We start from the raw sequence: 15,146 nt of genomic DNA, 5'->3' as shown, positions 1-15,146 counted from the left end.
CTGTCTGAATTGCAGAGGATGATTCATAGAGAATCTATAAAATATAGAAAAGAGGTAGACGAAGATGAAAAAGATAGCGGTTTTCTTCGGGACAGGCTTTGAGGAGATTGAGGCGCTGACAGTGGTGGACATCTGCCGCAGGTGCGGGCTGGACGTGGACATGGTATCGATTACGGAGGAGCCGGCGGTCACAGGCTCCCACGGCATCAGGGTGGAGATGGACAAAATGTTCGCGGAGGCGGATTTTTCAGCATATGACATGCTGGTGCTGCCGGGAGGGATGCCGGGCACGAAGCATCTGGAGGCCCATGGGGGGCTGATGGAGCAGATAGATGCTTTCTATGCCGCAGGGAAATATATCGCGGCTATCTGTGCCGCCCCCAGCATCTTCGGGCACAGGGGGATTCTGAAAGGCAGGAAAGCCTGCAGCTACCCCGGTTTTGAAAGCCATCTGGAGGGCGCCCGGGTCACGGCAGGCCCGGTGGAGATTTCGGACCATGTGATTACTTCCCGGGGGATGGGGACCGCCATTGATTTCGCGCTGGCCATCGCCGGTATCTTCTGCGGCCCTGAGAAAGCGGAAGAGATGGCGCAGTCCATCGTGTACGGGAAAGAGGAATAGGCGAGGAGAGGACTATGATCAGGAAAGAATATCAGAAGTGCGCCAAGGAAATGCTGGAATTCATCGAGAAAAGTCCCACTGCCTTTCAGGCGGTAGCGAATCTGAAAGAGGTGTTCGCGGAGCTCGGCTTCTGGGAGCTGAAAGAGGCGGAAAAGTGGGATGCAGAGCCTGGCCAGGGGTATTATGTGGCGAGGAATGATTCCTCTTTGATAGCTTTCCGCATGCCCCAGACAGACGCGCCGAAAGGCTTCCATATTTCGGCGGCTCATGCGGATTCCCCCGCGTTTAAGGTGAAAGAATCGCCGGATATGGCTGTGGAGGGTGCGTACCTGAAGCTGAACACGGAGAAATACGGCGGCATGATTCTGTCCACATGGCTGGACAGGCCCCTCTCTGTGGCAGGGCGCGTGGCAGTCAGGGGAAAAGGGGGAATCGAGACCAGGCTGGTCAATCTTGAGAAAGACCTGATGGTGATTCCCAGCGTGGCCATCCATATGAACCGCGACGCTAATAAAGGTATCGAATATAATCCCCAGGCGGATATGCTTCCTCTCTATGGGGAATTCGTAAATGGAAAGAAAGGCAGCGCGCTGATGAAGCGCGTGGCGAAAGCCGTGGGAGTGAAGCAGGAGGATATCCTGGGACACGATCTGTTCCTCTATGTCAGGGAAAAGGGCAGGATATTCGGGGACGGCGGCGAGTTCGTGCTCTCGCCCAGACTGGATGACCTGCAATGTGTGTACGCCTCCGCCAAGGGCTTTGCGGAGAGCGTGCCGGGCAGCTATATCAGCGTCTGCGCGGTGTTCGACAATGAGGAGGTGGGCAGTGGCACGAAGCAGGGCGCGGATTCCACCTTCCTGGAGGATACGCTCTGGCGTATCGGGGAGTGCATGGGACTTGACAGAGGCGGCATCCTGCGGCTGATTGCGGACAGTTTCCTGATTTCCGCGGACAATGCCCACGCGGTGCATCCCAATCATCCTGAAAAGGCCGACCCCACCAACCGGCCTTATCTGAACAGAGGGCCTGTCATCAAATTCCATGGAAGTCAGAGATATGCGACGGACGCTGTGTCCGCGGCCAGGCTGCGGAGCATCTGTGAGAAAGCCAGGGTGCCCTGCCAGACTTATGCCAACCGCTCGGATATCGCAGGAGGCGGGACTCTGGGCAACATCTCCACATCCCATGTATCCGTGTCCAGCGTGGATATCGGCCTTCCCCAGCTGGCCATGCATTCAGCCATGGAGACTGCGGGGGTGAAGGACACGAAATACGCGGTTGAGGCTTTTAAGGCATTTTTCGCGGAATAGGGGCCTTTAAGCGGCTGTTTTACCTGCGCGTGGCGGTGATGTCCACGGAGAAAGTATCGCCGGCGGTGTCATCGTCGAAGTATTCCGTATAGGAAATGGTGAATTCGGTGTCTCCGGCAGGCACTTCAAAGAGGAGGAGCCCGGTGCGGCTCTCTCCTTTTTCCAGATTATATTCCAGGGGCAGCAGGGTCTGCAGCGCGGCTTCGGGAATCTCCACCTCTTCATAGGAAGTGATGGGATAGTCGTAAATCTGGTCCTCGCTTTCGGTGCCGGCATAGAGCACGATGAAATCCCAGTCGAACATGGGGATGCTTTCCGCAAGGGTATTTTTCAGGGTGATTTCCACTGCCAGCAGGTCGTAACCGGGCGTGGGGATGTAACCCTCATACTTGCTGCAGGTGTAGGCGCTGTTCACCGTATAGTCGAAAAAATAGGTGCGCATGGTATCGCCCGTTCCGCCTGCGGCATAGCCGTCCTTGGGGAGGATGACCGAGCTGCCAGAGCCGCAGGCCGCCAGCAGGAGAATGATAAGGGCAATCGATAAAAGGGATGGGATATATTTTTTCATGATGGACTCCGTTCTGCCGCTCTTTTGTCCGGCGGCATAAATTGTGGTATGCATGTTAGGTATGTTAGCATATCTAAATCGGAAAGACAAGTGATGCGAGAAAATAGATGCAGGAAAATTTGAAAAAAGGAATTGACTTTTAAGCCAGATGATGCTATCATATTACTCGTGCGATGCATATGCGGAAGTGTCGGAACTGGCAGACGAGCAAGACTAAGGATCTTGTGGCAGCAATGCCGTGTGGGTTCAAGTCCCATCTTCCGCATTGGAGAACGATAAGTCTTGTGTATTCAAGGTTTATCGTTTTTTTTATAAAGATTTGTAGAAAAAAAGGAGAACGGCGGGATAAGGAGAGTTATGGACACAAAGAAGTGGTGGAAAGATAAGAACGTATGGCTGAGATATGTTATGGCTTTTCTGGGGACTTGCGGGGTCTGTTATCTGGGCAGCATAGCGGGAATGGAGCATGCCTCCTTTTCGATTATGAGCGTGCCGGTGATGATATTGCTGACCAGGCTGCTTGCCTGGACGGAAAAGCAGCTTAAGGAGACAGAGGATAAAAGGCAGCTTGGACGCAGGGTAAAGTATGCAGCGATTGTCAGCTTTCTGTTTTCCGTTACGATGATTGCAGGATACCAGCTCCAGAGCTTTGGCATGACAGGGCTGGGGGTAAGGGGAAAAGCGCTTGTCCTGCTGCGCAGCGCATCTTTAAGTGTAGCTGTATTTCCGTTTGCGAATATTTTTTTCACAGTTGTTGAGAAAATTCCTTCTGGCAGCCCGCTGCAGGGGCAGCAAGCCGGCCGGAAGGCATGGAAGGTGTTCGGAATCAGTACGGCTGCCATATTCTTGTGCCTGATTCCGGTGTGGCTTGCCTATTATCCTGCCATCATGTCCTATGATTTTCACAGACAGATAGGCGAAGCTTCGAAAGGATTCGCGTGGTTCTGGCCTTATCAGCCGATAGCACATACATGGGTGATCTGGCTGTTTCTTCAGGTGGGATATGCCTGCGGAAACCTGCAGACAGGTATGGCATGTATGGCGCTGTTTCAGATGCTGGTCTATTCCCTGGTGACTGGCTATGCATGTGCGTTTCTGTACCGCATTCTGCGAAAGAGATGGGCAGTAGTGGCAGGAATCCTGTTTTTTGGCGTATTCCCGCTGAATTCGGTACTGGTGTTGTGCGCAACCAAGGATATCCTGTTTGGCACATTGTTCCTGCTGTTCATTTTGTTGATGGCTGAATGCTTTTTCTTTAGCGAGGGGAAGAGACAAGCGGTGATGGCGGTTTTCCTGTTGCTGGAAGGCAGTCTTATGATGCAGTTTCGCAATAACTGCATCTATGCAGTGGCCGTCTTTGGTGTGTTGTGGGCATTGGCTGCTGCGAAGAGGGAGAAACTGAAAGTGATTCTGCTCTGCGTCCTTCTGGTGGCAGGGGGAAAGGGAACCGGAATGGCGATAAAGGCTGCAATTGGAACAGAGCTTGAAATCGCAAAGGTGGAAATGTACAGCGTGCCGATTCAGCAATTTGCGAGGGTGGGATATTATCACGGCGGGGAGCTTGACGATGAGACATGGCAGCTGCTGAATCGCTATGTTCCGCAGGAATGCTGGGAGGATTATTATCCGCCGATTTCGGACGGCATAAAAGGAATAGTCGCGGTAACGACATTTTATGAAAACTGGGATGGGCATTTGGGGCAGCTGCTCACAGACTGGATTCAGCTGGGAATCCGATACCCCAATGAATATATTGATGCATTCCTTGAACTGACGAGGGGATATTGGTTCCTGGATGACAGATCCTATGCGGAATGTCTGGGGTATGGGACAGAGGGACGTTTGGGGACAATCTATACCCATAATATCGCTTTTTTTGATGATGGGTCAGAAATCAGACATGAGTCGAAATTTCCCTGGCTGGAAGCGCAGCTGGAAAAAATCGTCAGTGGGAATACTTATTACAATTGGCCGGTCATATCGTTGTTGTTCAGGAGCGCGTTCTATCTCTGGGCTCTTCTGCTGATATGGATTGTTTTTCTGTACCGGCGGCAGAAAAGGCAGGCTGTATTTTGTCTGTTCCCTCTGCTGTATATGGGGACGATGCTTTTGGGGCCTGTAGTCCAGATGCGCTATGTTTTTCCGATTATGCTGTCGCTGCCGGTGCTGGCGGGTTTATTGATGATAAGCGAAGAATGAGGGCCTTTTATGACGATTTTAAACAGCATGCTGCTCTGGGCAGGGGCAATCTTAAGCGTGATAAGTGTATACAAGATGTATCTGTCGAAAAGAATGGGAGGATTCGCCGCGAGAGAACCGGGCATTTCTCCCAATACATACCGTTTCCTGCTGGCCCTGGCAGTATTGGCGGCGGTATTTGTCCGGGTCTATAAATTCGGCCTGGTTCCGGGGGGATTCAACCAGGACGGCGCGATGGCTGCGGTTGACGCGAAAGCGTTGGGGGAGTATGGAACGGATCGTTTCGGGATGCGCCTTCCCGTACATCTGACTGCGTGGGGCTATGGCCAGATGAGCGTGCTGCTTTCGTACCTGATGGTTCCTTTTATTAAGATATTCGGCCTTTCGCCTTACACGGCGCGGCTGCCGCTTTTGCTTGTGAGCCTTACAGGGCTTGCCTGCCTGTATGGATTTGCCGGGGACGTCTTTGGGAAATGTGCGGCTTTGATTGTGCTTTGGTTCGCGGCGATTAATCCATGGCATGTCCTGCAGAGCCGCTGGGCGCTGGACTGTAATCTGTATTCCCATTTTTTCATGATGGGGGTCTTCCTTTTGAACAGGGCGTTTATGGGGAAGAAGAACCGGCTTCATCTGCTGGCGTCCATGGTGGCGTTCGGGCTGTGCATGTACTGCTATGGCATTTCCATCTATACCATGCCGCTGTTCTTGCTGGTTTCCTGCATCTATCTGCTGGCGGCGAAGCGCCTGTCGGTTGGGGAAGCGCTGTTGTCGATGACGGTCTATCTTCTGGTGGCTTGGCCGTTCATCGCTGTCATGGCCATAAATTTTTTCCGCTGGGATACCATTGAGACGCCCTTGTTCACACTTCCCTATTTCCCGGACAGTGTGCGTTCCAACGATATTCTTTTTTTTTCTTCCCACATCTTTTCCCAGCTGGTGCAGAATGTTGATTCTCTGCTCCGGGTCACGGTATTTCAGGGCAAGGATTTGCCGTGGAATGATGTGCAGTATTTTGGGACAATGTACCTGTTTTCCATGCCTTTCGCGGCCGTCGGATTCTGCGGGCTGTTTGGGGAATTCCGCAAAAAGGCCGGAACCGCGCTTCTTGTCATATTTCTCGGGACAGGCATATGGTGTGGTCTGACCACCAATAATGTAAATGTGAACCGCCTGAACATAATTTATTATCCTATCATGATTCTGGCGGGGGTGGGTATCTATGAAGTCATACGATGGATTTCGCTGCCGAATTTGAAATATGGCATAGCCGCCGCCTATGGGGTGATGTTCTTTTTGTTCGTGAGGGAGTATTTTACCAGCTATGCAAGAGAGATGGAAATCCAGTTCCGGAAAAGCTTCGGGGAGGCTGTTTCCTCCCTGAAAGAAAGCGACGCGGATAAGATTTATATTACGATGGGGGCCGGACGAAGCACGGAAATCCTTACTTTGTTCTGGAGTGATATGGATGCGGAGTATTTTCAGGGAAAGACAATACCGGAGGGCCGGCTGCCTTATCAGGAAAGATATATTTACCATGAGATAAGTCAGATGACAGTTGACCCGGCTGAAAACGCTGACTATATCATCGTTGCCGAGGAACTGCCCCTGTTTGACGAAAACCTGTATGAATTTGAACAGTTCGGCAGTTATTACACGGTCACGAAAAAGTGAGAGAGGCTGCCGAAGCAGCCCCTTTCCGTTCTTTAGCGGTATTCTTTCATATAATCTCCATGAGCCTCGATCAGATCGTCGCACATTGCCACGATTTCGTCCAGGGAAAGCTCTGCGGCGGTATGGGGATCCAGCATGGCAGCCTGGTAGATGGCCTCTCTTTTCCTGGTTACGGCAGCCTCGATGGTCATCAGCTGGGTGTTGATATTGGTCATGTTCATGGCGGCCAGCTGTACCGGGAGACGGCCTGCCTTGCAGGGATGTACGCCCATGTTGTCAATCAGGCAGGGAACCTCCACGCAGGCATCCGCGGGCAGATTGTCGATCAGGCCCTGGTTGAGCACGTTTCCGCCGATTTTGTAGGGAACGCCTGTGACCATGGCCTCCATGATATAGGAGGCGTACTCTTTGGTGCGGGTATGGGTGACTTCGCCATTGTTCAGGATGTCGTTCTTCTCTTTCTCCCAGCCCGCGATCTGGTTCACGCAGCGGCGGGGATACTCGTCCAGAGGGATATTGTACTTGTCGATCAGCTCAGGGCAGCGGCTCTTGATGAACCAGGGATTGTACTCCGAGTTGTGCTCACTGGATTCCGTACAATAATATCCCAGACGGCGTATGTACTCATAGCGGACCATGTCGGTGTGCTTTTCGGTGCGGTTCTTCTCCGCGGCGCGCTTCTTGATTTCAGGGTAAAGGTCGTTGCCGTCCTTGTCATAAATCTCCAGCAGCCAGGCCATGTGGTTGATGCCTGCGATGAGTTCCTTGCGGCCCTCCAGCTTATCCTCCATGCCCAAGCCTTTCAGAAGACCCTCGGAGCAGACCTGTACGCTGTGGCAGAGGCCTACGGTCTTGACGCCTGTGTAGCGCTGCATATAGCCGGACAGCATGGCCATGGGGTTGGTATAGTTCAGGAACAGAGCGTTAGGGCATACCTCCTCCATGTCCTCCGCGAAGTCCCGCAGCACGGGGATGGTGCGCAAAGCGCGCATGATGCCGCCGATTCCAAGGGTGTCGCCGATGGTCTGGCGCAGGCCGTACTTCTTGGGAATCTCGAAATCCGTGACGGTGCAGGGCTCATAGAGGCCTACCTGGATGGCGTCCACCACGAAGTCCGCGCCGCGCAGGGCCTCCTTGCGGTTCTCCACACCTAAGTAGGTCCGGATGGTGGCCCGGTTCTCATTGGTGTTTTTGTTGATTGCGCTGAGGATGATTTCGGATTCCTCAAGGCGCTTGGGGTCGATGTCGTAAAGCGCGATGTCGCTGTCGCGCAGGGCGGGCGTGCACATGCAGTCTCCCAGTACGTTTCTGGCAAATACGGTGCTGCCGGCTCCCATAAAAGTAATTTTAGGCATATTCGCTCCTTTCGCCGCCATGTGTGCGGTCTTTCTGATCCCTCTGCAAGGGATATTGGTAAGTGCTTTTTATTATACCTGATTCCCGGGGATCATGATAGGGATTATGTTTCCAAAAGTTGTACAAATGTTGCATGACTTCCGGGAAAAATCTTGAAATGAGATGCGGCAGGGCTTATACTGGACGTGGTATACTGTATAACGCTGAATACTGCCTCATGTAATCATGCGATTGAACCAGTCAGCGTTATGCAGTCTGGTTTTATGGCAAATGAAATCGTTAAGCAGTATATATTCGGAATTGCGGAAAGGGCAGTCCTCAGGAGACGGAATGTCAGAATGGACAGGAGGCGGCATATGGCGGAGTTGAAAGAATATTATCAGGAGATAAAGTCCGGCGACGAACTGGCCTTTTATTTCTGCGGCTGGGAGAAATGCGGGCCGGGACATTCTTTCGGGCCGGCGGTGAGGCCGCACTTCCTGTTTCATTTCGTCCTGTCGGGAAAGGGACATTACGACAGAGCCGGAGAGCGGTATGAGCTGGAGGCGGGACAGGGCTTTTTGATTCTTCCCGGGGAGTCTACCTGCTATCAGGCGGATTGGGCCGATCCGTGGGAATACTGCTGGATCGGCTTCGGCGGGACTGAGGCGGGGAGTATTTTGCGGGAATGCGGCCTGGGGCAGGAAAACCTGGTCTATCAGGACAGAAGCGGCGGGCAGCTGCGCAGGGAGATGATGCAGCTGGTGGAATCCTTTGAGCATTCTGACGTGAACAGCTATATGCTGCTGGGCAGGCTCTATCTGACTTTAGCCTATATGATGCCGAAGCAGCCTGCTGCGGGCTCCGTGCTCCAGGACTATGTGAACCGGGCGCTGGATTTCATCCACAATAATTTCAGCTATGAAATCGGCGTGGAGGAAATCGCCCGGACCGTGGGAATCGACAGGACATATCTGTACCGCATCTTCAGACAGCAGGTGGGGGAGTCCCCGAAAAGGTACCTGACGGCTTTCCGCCTGCGCATGGCGGCGGGGATGCTGGTGGAGACAAAGCTGCCCGTGACGGAAGTGGCGCTGTCCTGCGGATTCAAGGAGGTATCGCTGTTCGACAGGCAGTTCAGGGCGGCTTACGGCTGCCCGCCGCTTAAGTACCGCAGGCAGGCCGGGCGGGAAGCGCCCCGGTGAATGCTCCGAGCCGGGAGAAGGCCCTTCTCAACGGCGGATGATATCGGCGAATTCCGCCCCCGCTGCCCGGGCCAGGTCTTCCGGGGCCAGTTCCAGCTGGGAACCCGGCCTGCCGCCGCTGACGATGATTTTTTCCAGTTCTTTTGCGGTGCTGTCGATGCGGGTCACGTACTGCTTTTTCATGCCTATGGCAGTGCAGCCGCCGCGGATGTAGCCGGTGACCTTGTTGATGTCCCTGACATGGATCATTTCCACGCTCTTTTGCCCTACGCTTCTGGCGGCGGCCTTAAGGTCCAGCTCCTTTGCGATGGGGATCACGAACACGAAGTAGTCTCTGCCTCCTGTGGTCACCAGGGTCTTGTACACCTTTTCATAGGGCAGGGAGAGCAGGTCGGCAATCTGCAGCCCATCGGTGAATTCATCGCATTCATAGGTCATATGGGTGTAGGGAATCTTCAGGGATTCCAGGATGCGCATGGCATTTGTCTTGATTTCTTTCTGTTTGGCCATTTATGGGTGCCTCCTTATGGGTGGGTGTGATTTTGGCTTCAGGCCTGTGGATTCATTATACTGCATAACGCCGGAATTTACCATACTGCATTGGTTAAACGTATATGGCTGGCGTTATGTAGCCGGGTTACTCGGAAATTTTAACTGTTAAGCAGTATATATAGCAGCCCTGCTCCGATTGGAATAGGGATTCTGCACAAACCGGCAGGAACATGGTACAATAAAAATACAATATAAGATACGAAAAAGAAAGGGAGAGAGAAAGCATGTGGGGATTCATATTTGGCGGATTAGCGGCAGGTTCTGTACTGGGAATCATATATCTGAGCAGCAGGTTCGCTAAGTTCCGTACTGTGCGGAAAGCGGCAAAGGGAAAGAAAATATTAAGGTTCCTGCTGGGACTGATTCTGGTGCTGGCGGTTGCCTTTGTGACGGGAGCCGCGCTGGGAGCGATCAACGCGGCCATCGTCATCCTGCATTTGATGGTCATCTGGCTGTTGTGCGATGGCTTCAGCTGGATAGCGGAGAAGAAGCGGGGACAGAAGTTCCGCGGATATTATGCCGGAATCCTGGCAATCGGAATCACGGCTGTCTACCTGACATGCGGCTGGTTTCTGGCCAATCATGTATGGGCCACGCACTATAACCTGGAGACGGACAAGCAGGTGGGAGGGCTGCGCATCGTGCTGTTCGCGGATTCCCATGTGGGCAATACCTTCAGCGGGGAAGGTTTTGGCAGATGGGTGGAGAAAATGCAGGCGGAAAATCCGGATATCGTGGTAATCGCAGGGGACTATGTGGATGACGATACCTCGAAAGAGGACATGGCCGCCGCCTGTGCGGCCCTGGGCACCCTGAAGACTACATACGGCGTGTACTATGCTTTCGGAAACCATGACAAGGGATATTATGGCCCGGCTTACCGGGGCTACAGCGGCGCTGATCTGATCGCGGAACTGGAGAAGAATGGGGTGACAGTGCTGCAGGATGAGACGGTGCTGCTGGGGGAGAGCTTCTGCCTGATAGGACGGCAGGACCGCTCGGAGGACCAGATGGGAAGGCACAGGGCCACCATGGAAGAACTGACGGCAGATTTGGATCCGGACAGGTACAGCATCGTCCTGGACCATCAGCCCCATGACTACGAGGCCCAGGCGGCATCCGGCGTGGATCTGGTGCTGTCCGGCCACACCCACGGGGGACAGCTGTTCCCCTTTCACAGGATGGGCGAATGGCTGGGGCTGGATGATAAAAGCTACGGCTGCGAGAGGCGGGGCGGCACGGATTTCATCGTGACTTCCGGCATTTCCGACTGGGCCATTCAGTTCAAGACCGGCTGCAAGTCGGAGTACGTGGTGGTGGATGTGCAGGGAGCGGGACAGTAGGTCCGGCTTCCGGGATTATCTTTAATATCGGTGAAGTTATGCAGGTATAACGACTTTAAAAGAGAGGAAGAACGGATATGAGTTTATTCAGGAATGGAGATTTGTGGAAAGATATAAACGGGGACCCCATTCATGCCCATGGAGGATATATTATTTTTCATGAGGGATATTACTACTGGTTCAAATAAATATCCCAATGAGCGAGACCGGGAAAGAGGGCTCCTGGTTCTTTTCTATGTCGAAGATACGGATTCCCTTGACAGAATCGGAACCGAATTCCGTCCCCGGGTAGGGAATGTATCGCTCAGAGACGTTGTGGGTGTTGTCTTTTGCAGGTTCGGCAGACATGGCCCCAGATTCCGGGGATTCGTCCCGGAGGATGCTGCCGGTCAGTCTTTTTTTACTGCTGTCCATTTTTGCCTCCTGTTCTTGTGGCGGACAGGAGAATGGAAGAAAGGCATTCTCTGAAACGATGGCGAAAAGCCGACGTTATGGAAAACCAAATTACCGGTCTCCATAGATAGCGCGTACAGATAGTGCTTTCGGAAGTCACGGAACATGCTTCTGATGATTCCTGGCAGCCGCATATAGCGCGATAAAATCCGCTGCCAGTTATAGCCTCGTCGATAACGATTTTGCTTTAACATAGGCTTCTGAATTGCACAAGTGGAAAAGCGCATGAAAAGAAAATTTTTAAATCCCTGTCAATTTCTAAGAATGTGTATTATAATGAAAAGAAAATACAGACAGGGGATGGCTTGGACATGGCAGGATATTTATTTGTGCATTTTATTGGCGAAGAGAAGGATGGGGAGCAGATTTACTTCTCGCTTAGCAAAGACGGACTGCACTGGCAGGATTTGAACGATGGGAGGCCCATTCTGTATTCCCGGACAGGAACCTGCGGTGTCAGAGATCCGTTTCTGCTGCGCCACCCAGAAACGGGAGTGAACTATCTGATTGCCACGGATTTGAGGATAGAGGCAGGAGAGGGATGGGAAAAGGCGGAGAATGCAGGCAGCCGGGACTTGATTGTGTGGGAGTCTGCAGATTTGGTTCACTGGAGCAAAGAGCGCGCCTGCAGGGTGGGAATACCCGGGGCGGGATGTGTTTGGGCGCCGGAGGCGGTGTATGACAGGGAAAGAGAAGCTTTTTTCGTCTTCTTCGCCTCTAAAGTGAAGCAGGAGGGTGAGTCAGAGGGAAAGCAGAGGATATATGGCGCCTGCACAGAGGATTTCCGTGAGTTTTCCGAAACTTTCCTGTATTTTGAGAAAGAAAATCATGTAATCGATACCACCATATTGGAAAGCGGCGGGCGGTACTATCGGATTTCCAAGGACGAGACCACGAAAAGGCTGATTCTGGAGAGGGCGGACTCGCTGCTGGGGGGATATGTCCAAATTGACAGCGCTGTGCTGGCAGAGTTAGCGGGCGTAGAGGGGCCGGAGGGGTATCTGCTCCCGGATGGGAAGACCTGGTGCCTGATTGCGGACCAGTTCCAGGCAGGAAAAGGGTATCTGCCCATGGTATCGGAAAATCTGGACACTGGCGAGTTCAGGATACTCTCTCCCGATGAATATGACATGGGTGTCGTAAAAAAGCGGCATGGCGGCGTCATGCAGATTACGGATGAAGAATATGAGCGGCTTGTCCGATATTATGGTGGGAAAAATCCTGTGATTGAGGGCCTGTACGCAGATCCTGATCTGTACTATGAGGATGGGACATACTATCTGTACCCTACCACGGATGGATATCCCCATTGGTCAGGGCATACATTTTATGTATTTACATCGAAAGACGGAACGCGGTTCCGGAAAGCGGGGCAGATTCTGGATGTGGCCTCAGGGCAGGTGCCCTGGGCCACAGGCTATGCCTGGGCGCCCTGCATGGTCAAAAAGGACGGCAGCTATTACTTTTATTTCTGCGCCAAGGGAGAGGACGGCCGTTCCTGTATCGGCGTGGCTGCAGCGGATTCTCCGCTGGGACCCTTTGAGGCAGCGCCGGAGCCTGTGGTATCCATGGATATGATGGCGGAATGCGGCATCAGGATGGGGCAGGTCATAGACCCCTCCGTCTACAGAGAGGGGGAGGAGTATTATCTCTTTTTCGGAAACGGGGAGGCGGCTGTGGCAAAGCTGTCGGAGGATATGCTGCACATCCGGATGGAGACTCTGCGGAATATCGAGGGGCTTACGGATTTCAGGGAGTCTGTGATTGTGGTCAAAAAAGACAGCATCTATCATTTCACATGGTCCTGCGATGACACGGGCAGCGAGGATTATCATGTGAATTACGGGACTTCCCGCTCGCTGTACGGGCCGGTGGAATATGCCTATCCGATTCTGCAAAAAAATGTGCCCCGGGGCATCCTGGGCACAGGGCACCACTGCATTTTCAGGATGCCGGGTGAGGAGCGGTACCTGATAGCGTACCATCGCTTCGCCACACCGCTGGAAGACTATCCGGAGGGGAAAGGATGGCACCGCGAGGTATGCCTGGCGCCGCTGGATTTTGATGCAGACGGTAAGATGCTGCCTGTGATTGTGTGCTGATTTCAGATATATTGGAGATTCTTGCGATTTTCCGTGGAAGTGGCGGCTGTCAAGTGAGAGAGGAATCTGAAAATTCTGCTGCAGTGACATCCGCTACTCCCATATACCGAGCCGGCATATCCCGCCAGGGAGAGGCATCGGCCGGAAAAAGAAAGAGATATCCAGGTCATGATAAAGGACATGAAAGAAAAATGCCCCCGGGCAAGGCAGTTCTGGGTGCGGGAATTAGCAGAGTATGGCAGCCGGGAGGAACTCGGCACATGGCTGGAAAATCTGAAATCGGAAGTTGAGAAGGCCAGACCTCCTGTCAGATGCGATTCTCTGGAGCGGGAGTGGGCGGAGTGGTCGAATCTTTCCGTGTCGGCAGTTAAAAGATAAGGGTTAAAGGAGCTTCCGGATGAATTATAGAAAAGACAAATACGGCAATGACCTCTCCATCCTGGGCTACGGCTGCATGCGGTTTTCCAGGGCGGGGGGTAAAATCGATATCGACAAGGCGGAGCAGGAGATTATGGCTGCTTTCCGCGGCGGAGTGAATTATTACGATACAGCGTATGTGTACCCTGGCAGCGAAGCGGCGCTGGGGGAGATTTTGGAGCGCAATCATATCCGTGACCAGGTAGCCATCGCCACCAAGCTGCCCCATTACCTGATCAAAGCGGCGGACAGCATGGAAAAATATTTCAGAGAGCAATTGAAGCGCCTGAGGACGGACTATGTGGACTACTATCTCATGCACATGCTGACGGATGTGCAGACCTGGGAGCGGCTGAAAGGCCTGGGGATAGTGGAGTGGCTGGAGCAGAAGAAGAATAGCGGCGAAATCCGCCAGGCAGGCTTTTCCTATCATGGAAATTCTGACATGTTCTGTCGGCTGGTGGATGCATATGACTGGGATTTCTGCCAGATTCAGTATAATTACATGGATGAGAACACCCAGGCCGGGCGCAAGGGGCTTCAGTATGCTGCGGCAAAGGGGCTCCCTGTGGTCATCATGGAGCCTTTGCGGGGCGGGAAGCTGGTGAACAATCTGCCGGGAGAGGCTAAGGCGCTGTTCGAGGGATATCCTGTGAAGCATACTCCGGCAGGCTGGGCGCTGCGCTGGCTGTGGAACCAGCCGGAGGTGACCTGTGTGCTGTCGGGGATGAATTCCCGGGAGATGGTGGAGGACAATGTGAAGACGGCATCCGAGGTTTCCGTGGGCGAGCTCAGGGTTCAGGAAGAGGAGATGCTCCAGAAAGTAGTGCGGGCCATCAACGCCAGGATGAAAGTGGGCTGCACCGGCTGCGGTTACTGCATGCCATGTCCTAAGAACGTGGACATCCCGGGGACTTTCGCGGCATACAACCGCCGCTGTTCCGAGGGGAAGAGGGCCGCGTTGATGGAGTATTTCATGTGCACCGCCATGCGCAGGACTTCCTCTGCCGCCTCCAATTGTATAGAGTGCGGAAAATGCGAGAAGCACTGCCCGCAGCACATAGAAATCCGAAAGGAGCTGAAAAACGCCCGCCGGCAGCTGGAGGGGCCGGCGTATAAAGTTGGACGGAAAATCGTAGCATTTTTGAAGTTATATTGATGGGAAAAAGGATTGCATGTGACATGGCATGGCCCTTTGAGACAGTTGCCCGATAAAAGGCAGCTGTCTTTTTATATTGCCCAGATTACGGCGGAGCGCAACAAGAAAAGCAAAAGTTGCGCAAATTTAGATATTTTTTATAAAAATTGCATATTTGCGCAACTTATATATTAGAAACAATACTGATTGACAATAAAAACCAAAGAAATG

The 15,146-nt window shown here is 53.0% G+C and carries 13 protein-coding genes and 1 tRNA gene; 10 read left to right on the top strand and 4 right to left on the bottom strand.

Features of this window, described 5'->3' with window-relative positions; genetic code table 11:
• The first annotated feature begins 64 nt into the window (after positions 1-64).
• Both NFS35_RS19800 and NFS35_RS19795 read left to right on the top strand, forming a co-directional pair.
• Positions 65-622, top strand: a complete 558-nt coding sequence (locus tag NFS35_RS19800; protein ID WP_251208824.1) for a DJ-1 family glyoxalase III — start codon at positions 65-67, stop codon at positions 620-622.
• A 14-nt stretch (positions 623-636) separates the two neighbouring features.
• Positions 637-1,932: a M18 family aminopeptidase gene (locus NFS35_RS19795; protein ID WP_251208823.1), complete on the top strand. Its 1,296-nt coding sequence runs from the start codon at positions 637-639 to the stop codon at positions 1,930-1,932.
• Between the two features lie 19 nt (positions 1,933-1,951).
• Here the strand turns inward: NFS35_RS19795 and NFS35_RS19790 are convergent, their stop codons facing one another.
• Positions 1,952-2,500, bottom strand: a complete 549-nt coding sequence (locus NFS35_RS19790; RefSeq protein WP_251208822.1) for a DUF4352 domain-containing protein — start codon at positions 2,498-2,500, stop codon at positions 1,952-1,954.
• Between the two features lie 181 nt (positions 2,501-2,681).
• On the opposite strand from NFS35_RS19790, the gene NFS35_RS19785 reads away from it, so the two are divergent.
• The 3 genes from NFS35_RS19785 (at position 2,682) to NFS35_RS19775 (ending at position 6,370) form a co-directional block, all read left to right on the top strand.
• Positions 2,682-2,765 (top strand) — tRNA-Leu (locus NFS35_RS19785).
• A 92-nt stretch (positions 2,766-2,857) separates the two neighbouring features.
• Positions 2,858-4,699 carry a DUF6020 family protein gene (locus NFS35_RS19780; protein ID WP_251208821.1) on the top strand — a complete coding sequence of 614 codons (1,842 nt, stop codon included), beginning with the start codon at positions 2,858-2,860 and terminating at the stop codon, positions 4,697-4,699.
• 9 nt (positions 4,700-4,708) lie between these two features.
• A complete protein-coding gene (locus NFS35_RS19775; protein WP_251208820.1) occupies positions 4,709-6,370 on the top strand; it encodes an ArnT family glycosyltransferase in 1,662 nt (553 codons plus the stop codon).
• Between the two features lie 32 nt (positions 6,371-6,402).
• Here the strand turns inward: NFS35_RS19775 and melA are convergent, their stop codons facing one another.
• Positions 6,403-7,725 (bottom strand): alpha-glucosidase/alpha-galactosidase, encoded by a 1,323-nt coding sequence (melA, locus tag NFS35_RS19770; RefSeq protein ID WP_251208819.1) that lies wholly within the window; start codon positions 7,723-7,725, stop codon positions 6,403-6,405.
• A gap of 357 nt (positions 7,726-8,082) precedes the next feature.
• Between melA and NFS35_RS19765 the strand changes: the two genes are divergently transcribed.
• Positions 8,083-8,910 (top strand): AraC family transcriptional regulator, encoded by an 828-nt coding sequence (locus NFS35_RS19765; RefSeq protein WP_251208818.1) that lies wholly within the window; start codon positions 8,083-8,085, stop codon positions 8,908-8,910.
• Between the two features lie 27 nt (positions 8,911-8,937).
• On the opposite strand, the gene ybaK is transcribed toward NFS35_RS19765, so the two are convergent.
• The gene (ybaK, locus tag NFS35_RS19760) at positions 8,938-9,420 is read right to left on the bottom strand and encodes a Cys-tRNA(Pro) deacylase (protein ID WP_251208817.1); all 483 of its coding nucleotides are present in this window, start codon (positions 9,418-9,420) and stop codon (positions 8,938-8,940) included.
• A gap of 266 nt (positions 9,421-9,686) precedes the next feature.
• Here ybaK and NFS35_RS19755 point away from each other — a divergent pair, with 266 nt between their 5' ends.
• Complete coding sequence (locus tag NFS35_RS19755; RefSeq protein ID WP_251208816.1) at positions 9,687-10,805, top strand: metallophosphoesterase; 1,119 nt, start codon at positions 9,687-9,689, stop codon at positions 10,803-10,805.
• A 180-nt stretch (positions 10,806-10,985) separates the two neighbouring features.
• On the opposite strand, the gene NFS35_RS19750 is transcribed toward NFS35_RS19755, so the two are convergent.
• Positions 10,986-11,219, bottom strand: coding sequence for a hypothetical protein (locus NFS35_RS19750; RefSeq protein ID WP_251208815.1), 234 nt, complete (start codon positions 11,217-11,219; stop codon positions 10,986-10,988).
• 350 nt (positions 11,220-11,569) lie between these two features.
• On the opposite strand from NFS35_RS19750, the gene NFS35_RS19745 reads away from it, so the two are divergent.
• The 3 genes from NFS35_RS19745 to NFS35_RS19735 all read left to right on the top strand — a co-directional run bounded on the left by NFS35_RS19745 (position 11,570) and on the right by NFS35_RS19735 (position 14,936).
• Positions 11,570-13,360: a family 43 glycosylhydrolase gene (locus tag NFS35_RS19745; RefSeq protein WP_251208814.1), complete on the top strand. Its 1,791-nt coding sequence runs from the start codon at positions 11,570-11,572 to the stop codon at positions 13,358-13,360.
• Positions 13,361-13,528: 168 nt separating this feature from the next.
• A complete protein-coding gene (locus NFS35_RS19740; RefSeq protein WP_251208813.1) occupies positions 13,529-13,738 on the top strand; it encodes a hypothetical protein in 210 nt (69 codons plus the stop codon).
• A gap of 19 nt (positions 13,739-13,757) precedes the next feature.
• Positions 13,758-14,936 (top strand): aldo/keto reductase, encoded by a 1,179-nt coding sequence (locus tag NFS35_RS19735; RefSeq protein ID WP_251208812.1) that lies wholly within the window; start codon positions 13,758-13,760, stop codon positions 14,934-14,936.
• Positions 14,937-15,146 lie beyond the last annotated feature (210 nt).

The organism is Acetatifactor aquisgranensis (assembly GCF_943193215.1).
Classification (GTDB): domain Bacteria; phylum Bacillota; class Clostridia; order Lachnospirales; family Lachnospiraceae; genus Acetatifactor; species Acetatifactor aquisgranensis.
This window is presented reverse-complemented; position numbering and strand designations above follow the sequence as displayed.

What these genes read in the sequence shown, in the direction of transcription:
- NFS35_RS19800 (WP_251208824.1), top strand. Translation starts at nt 65, where the DNA reads ATGAAAAAGATAGCGGTTTTCTTCGGGACAGGCTTTGAGGAGATTGAG.
- NFS35_RS19795 (WP_251208823.1), top strand. Translation starts at nt 637, where the DNA reads ATGATCAGGAAAGAATATCAGAAGTGCGCCAAGGAAATGCTGGAATTC.
- NFS35_RS19790 (WP_251208822.1), bottom strand. Translation starts at nt 2,500, where the DNA reads ATGAAAAAATATATCCCATCCCTTTTATCGATTGCCCTTATCATTCTC.
- NFS35_RS19780 (WP_251208821.1), top strand. Translation starts at nt 2,858, where the DNA reads ATGGACACAAAGAAGTGGTGGAAAGATAAGAACGTATGGCTGAGATAT.
- NFS35_RS19775 (WP_251208820.1), top strand. Translation starts at nt 4,709, where the DNA reads ATGACGATTTTAAACAGCATGCTGCTCTGGGCAGGGGCAATCTTAAGC.
- melA (WP_251208819.1), bottom strand. Translation starts at nt 7,725, where the DNA reads ATGCCTAAAATTACTTTTATGGGAGCCGGCAGCACCGTATTTGCCAGA.
- NFS35_RS19765 (WP_251208818.1), top strand. Translation starts at nt 8,083, where the DNA reads ATGGCGGAGTTGAAAGAATATTATCAGGAGATAAAGTCCGGCGACGAA.
- ybaK (WP_251208817.1), bottom strand. Translation starts at nt 9,420, where the DNA reads ATGGCCAAACAGAAAGAAATCAAGACAAATGCCATGCGCATCCTGGAA.
- NFS35_RS19755 (WP_251208816.1), top strand. Translation starts at nt 9,687, where the DNA reads ATGTGGGGATTCATATTTGGCGGATTAGCGGCAGGTTCTGTACTGGGA.
- NFS35_RS19750 (WP_251208815.1), bottom strand. Translation starts at nt 11,219, where the DNA reads ATGGACAGCAGTAAAAAAAGACTGACCGGCAGCATCCTCCGGGACGAA.
- NFS35_RS19745 (WP_251208814.1), top strand. Translation starts at nt 11,570, where the DNA reads ATGGCAGGATATTTATTTGTGCATTTTATTGGCGAAGAGAAGGATGGG.
- NFS35_RS19740 (WP_251208813.1), top strand. Translation starts at nt 13,529, where the DNA reads ATGATAAAGGACATGAAAGAAAAATGCCCCCGGGCAAGGCAGTTCTGG.
- NFS35_RS19735 (WP_251208812.1), top strand. Translation starts at nt 13,758, where the DNA reads ATGAATTATAGAAAAGACAAATACGGCAATGACCTCTCCATCCTGGGC.